We start from the raw sequence: 3,634 nt of genomic DNA, 5'->3' as shown, positions 1-3,634 counted from the left end.
CTGGGGCCAGCGCGGCCCGGTCGGTCACCGCGACCCGCGCCACCCGCCCCCGGTACGCCCAGCGGACCTCCTCGACAGCCATGGCCCGAGCCTGCCGTCGCAGCCTGGACCCGACGTGGGTCGCGCCTGTGCCCGCGCTGTGCGGGCACAGGCGCTCCGCGTTACCCGGCGTGACGTCGCCCGGACCGGTACGGTCGAGCCGACCCGTGTCGCGCGCACAGCCGGCGCACAGGATGCGCACAGGGCGGGGCCAGGCACGGCGCCCACGATGGGGGCATGGTGATGGACGGGCAGACAGCGCAGCAGCGGATCGAACTCCGTCGGCCCGACGGCGAGCCGGTCCGGGTCCTGGTGGTCGACGACGAGCCGACCCTGACCGACCTGCTGTCGATGGCGCTGCGCTACGAGGGCTGGCAGGTGCGCAGCGCCGGCAACGGGATGGCCGCGCTGAGCACGGCCCGGCAGTTCCAGCCGGACGCCGTGGTCCTCGACGTGATGCTGCCCGACCTGGACGGCTTCCAGGTGCTGCGCCGGCTGCGCGAGCAGACCCCGACCGTGCCGGTGCTCTTCCTGACCGCCCGCGACGCCGTCGAGGAGCGGATCGCCGGGCTGACCGTCGGCGGCGACGACTACGTCACCAAGCCGTTCAGCCTGGAGGAGGTCATCGCCCGGCTGCGCGCGCTGCTGCGCCGCTCCGGCTTCGCCGTGGCCGCCCGCGAGGACGCCGTGCTCACCGTCGGCGATCTCAGCCTCGACGAGGACAGCCACGAGGTACGCCGGGGCGGCGAGCTGATCACCCTCACCGCCACCGAGTTCGAGCTGCTGCGCTACCTGATGCGCAACCCGCGTCGGGTGCTGAGCAAGGCGCAGATCCTGGACCGGGTCTGGAACTACGACTTCGGCGGGCAGGCCAACGTCGTGGAGCTGTACATCTCGTACCTGCGGAAGAAGATCGACGCCGGCCGGGCGCCGATGATCCACACGCTGCGCGGCGCGGGGTATGTCCTCAAGCCCGCGGAGTGACCCCGGCGGCCAACTGCGCTCCTGGCTGGCCGGGCGGTCCCTGCGCACCCGCCTGGTCGCCGCGGTGGTGGCGCTGCTCGCCCTGGTCAGCATCGCCATCGGCGGCCTGACCACGGTGGCGCTGCGGCACTTCCTGATCGGGCAGGTCGACAACCAGCTCACCGCCGACGACCGCCGGCAGCAGGAACTCCCGCCCTGGTTCCGGCAGTTCGCCGAGCGGCAGCGGGCGGACGACCAGCGGGCGCCCGAGCCGCCGCCCGGCTTCCCACCCGACTCGATCGCGGTGAAGGTCGTCGACGGTGGTGTCGCGTCCGCGCGGATCCGCAGCAGCTCCGGGCCGACGGAGGCCCTGCCCGCCGCCGACGTGTCGGCGCTGGCCCGGATCCCGACCGACGGACGGCCGCGCAGCGTCGACCTGGGTGGGCGGGGCGACTACCGGGCGGTGGCCCGGCAGACGCCCGACGGTGACGCGCTGGTCTTCGCCATCCCGCTGGCCGGGGTGCAGGAGACCGTCTGGTGGATGATCGCCGCCCAGGCGGGCGTCGCCGCCGCCGGCCTCCTGGTCGCCGGCGCCCTGGGCGCGCTGATCGTGCGGGCCACGCTGCGCCCGCTGAATCGGGTCGCCGCCACCGCCGCCCGGGTCACCGAGCTGCCGCTGGACCGCGGCGAGGTGGCCCTGTCGGTGCGGGTGCCCGAGACCGACACCGACCCGCGTACCGAGGTCGGGCAGGTGGGGGCGGCGCTGAACCGGATGCTGGGGCACGTCGCCGCCGCGCTCGCCGCGCGGCAGGCCAGCGAGACCCGGGTACGCCAGTTCGTCGCCGACGCCAGCCACGAGCTGCGTACGCCGCTGGCCGCCATCCGCGGCTACGCCGAGGTGGCCCGGCGCGGACGGGACCGGGTGCCGCCGGACGTGGCGCACGCGCTGCGCCGGGTGGAGTCGGCCAGCACCCGGATGACCAGCCTCGTCGACGACCTGCTGCTGCTGGCCCGGCTGGACTCCGGCCGGCCGCTGGCGGCGGAGCCGGTCGACCTGACCGCGCTGATCGTCGACGCGGTCAGCGACGCGCACGTCGCCGGGCCGGAGCACCGCTGGCAGCTCGACCTGCCCGACGAGGTGCTCGACGTGCCGGGCGACGCCGTCCGGCTGCACCAGGTGGTGGCGAACCTGCTGGCCAACGCCCGGGTGCACACCCCGCCGGGCACCACGGTGACCACCCGACTGGCCCGCACCCCCGGCGGCGTGCAGCTCAGCGTCGCCGACGACGGGCCCGGCATCCCACCCGAGTTGCAGGGCGAGGTCTTCGAACGGTTCGCCCGCGGCGACAGCTCCCGGTCCCGGGAGCACGGCAGCACCGGCCTGGGCCTGGCGATCGTGGCGGCGGTGGTGGAGGCGCACCACGGGTCCGTCGAGGTCGAGAGCCGGCCGGGTCACACCGTCTTCCGGGTGCTGCTGCCGGCTTCCACAGCCGACGCATAGCCCGGTCACGGGGCCGGTCCAACCGCCCTCGCCAGGCTTGCCGGCATGGACAGAACCGAGACCCTGCTGACCGCGCCCGCGGTGACCGCACCGCCGGCAGCACCCGCGCCGGAACCCGTACCCGTGGCGGCGGAACCCCCGCCGCCGTGCCCGGATCCGCGCTGGACGCGCCCGGCCCTGGCGGTGCTGCTGCTCGCCACCGGCGTGCTCTACCTGTGGGGCCTCGGCGCCTCCGGCTGGGCGAACTCGTTCTACTCGGCGGCGGCACAGGCCGGCGCGGAGAGCTGGAAGGCGTTCTTCTACGGCTCCTCCGACGCGGCCAACTCGATCACGGTGGACAAGACCCCGGCGTCGCTGTGGTTGATGGCGCTGTCGGTGCGGATCTTCGGGCTGAGCAGCTGGTCCATCCTGGTGCCGCAGGCCCTGCTCGGCGTCGCCACGGTCGGCGCGCTGTACGCCACCGTCCGCCGCTGGTACGGCCCGGTGGCCGGCCTGCTCGCCGGCACGGTCCTCGCGCTGACCCCGGTCGCCACCCTGATGTTCCGGTTCAACAATCCCGACGCCCTGCTCGTGCTGCTGCTGGTCCTCGCCGCGTACGCGACGGTGCGGGCGGTGGAGACGGCCGGCACCCGCTGGATCGTCCTGGCCGGCGCGCTGGTCGGCCTCGGCTTCCTCACCAAGATGCTCCAGGCGTTCCTGGTGGTCCCGGTCTTCGCCGGGGTCTACCTGCTGGCCGCGCCGGCCGGCCTGGGGCGGCGGATCCGCCAGCTGCTGCTGGCCGGGCTGGGCCTGGTCGTCGCCGCCGGCTGGTGGGTGGCCGTCGTCGAGCTGGTGCCGGCGAGCGCCCGCCCCTACATCGGCGGCTCGCAGGGCAACGGCATCCTGGAGCTGACTCTCGGCTACAACGGCCTGGGCCGGATCACCGGCAACGAGGAGGGCAGCGTCGGCGGTGGCCGGGCCGGCGGCGGTGGCCCGTTCTCCGGCCAGACGGGCTGGCTGCGGATGTTCGACACCGAGGTCGGCGGCCAGATCTCCTGGCTGCTCCCGGCCGCGCTGATCCTGCTGGTCGCCGGCCTGGTGCTGGCCGCCGGGCGCCGCGCACCGACCGGCGCCGGGCCGGCCTGCTGCTCT

General features: G+C 75.2%; 3 protein-coding genes and 1 pseudogene. 3 read left to right on the top strand and 1 reads right to left on the bottom strand.

The genetic code is table 11. The features are described 5' to 3' along the window. Positions 1-241: hypothetical protein (locus tag JNW89_RS30895; RefSeq protein ID WP_238451760.1), on the bottom strand; the 241-nt coding region annotated here is incomplete at its 3' end. A gap of 41 nt (positions 242-282) precedes the next feature. Between JNW89_RS30895 and JNW89_RS30890 the strand changes: the two genes are divergently transcribed. From JNW89_RS30890 to JNW89_RS30880, 3 genes and pseudogenes are all read left to right on the top strand, one after another. Next, on the top strand, positions 283-1,023 hold the full coding sequence (locus JNW89_RS30890; RefSeq protein ID WP_238451761.1) for a response regulator transcription factor: 741 nt from the start codon (positions 283-285) through the stop codon (positions 1,021-1,023). After that, positions 1,001-2,503, top strand: coding sequence for a HAMP domain-containing sensor histidine kinase (locus JNW89_RS30885; protein ID WP_238451759.1), 1,503 nt, complete (start codon positions 1,001-1,003; stop codon positions 2,501-2,503). Before JNW89_RS30890 ends, JNW89_RS30885 begins: the two co-directional genes overlap by 23 nt. Before the next feature lie 45 nt (positions 2,504-2,548). Then, positions 2,549-3,634 (top strand): annotated as a pseudogene (locus JNW89_RS30880) (ArnT family glycosyltransferase); the annotation flags it as partial.

It is taken from the genome of Micromonospora sp. 4G55 (assembly GCF_016803375.1).
The sequence above is the reverse complement of the archived record's forward strand: the minus strand, read 5'-3'. Positions and strand labels throughout refer to the sequence as shown.

Excerpts from the sequence above, each read along its gene's own strand:
- JNW89_RS30890 (WP_238451761.1), top strand. The coding sequence starts at position 283 with ATGGACGGGCAGACAGCGCAGCAGCGGATCGAACTCCGTCGGCCCGAC.
- JNW89_RS30885 (WP_238451759.1), top strand. The coding sequence starts at position 1,001 with ATGTCCTCAAGCCCGCGGAGTGACCCCGGCGGCCAACTGCGCTCCTGG.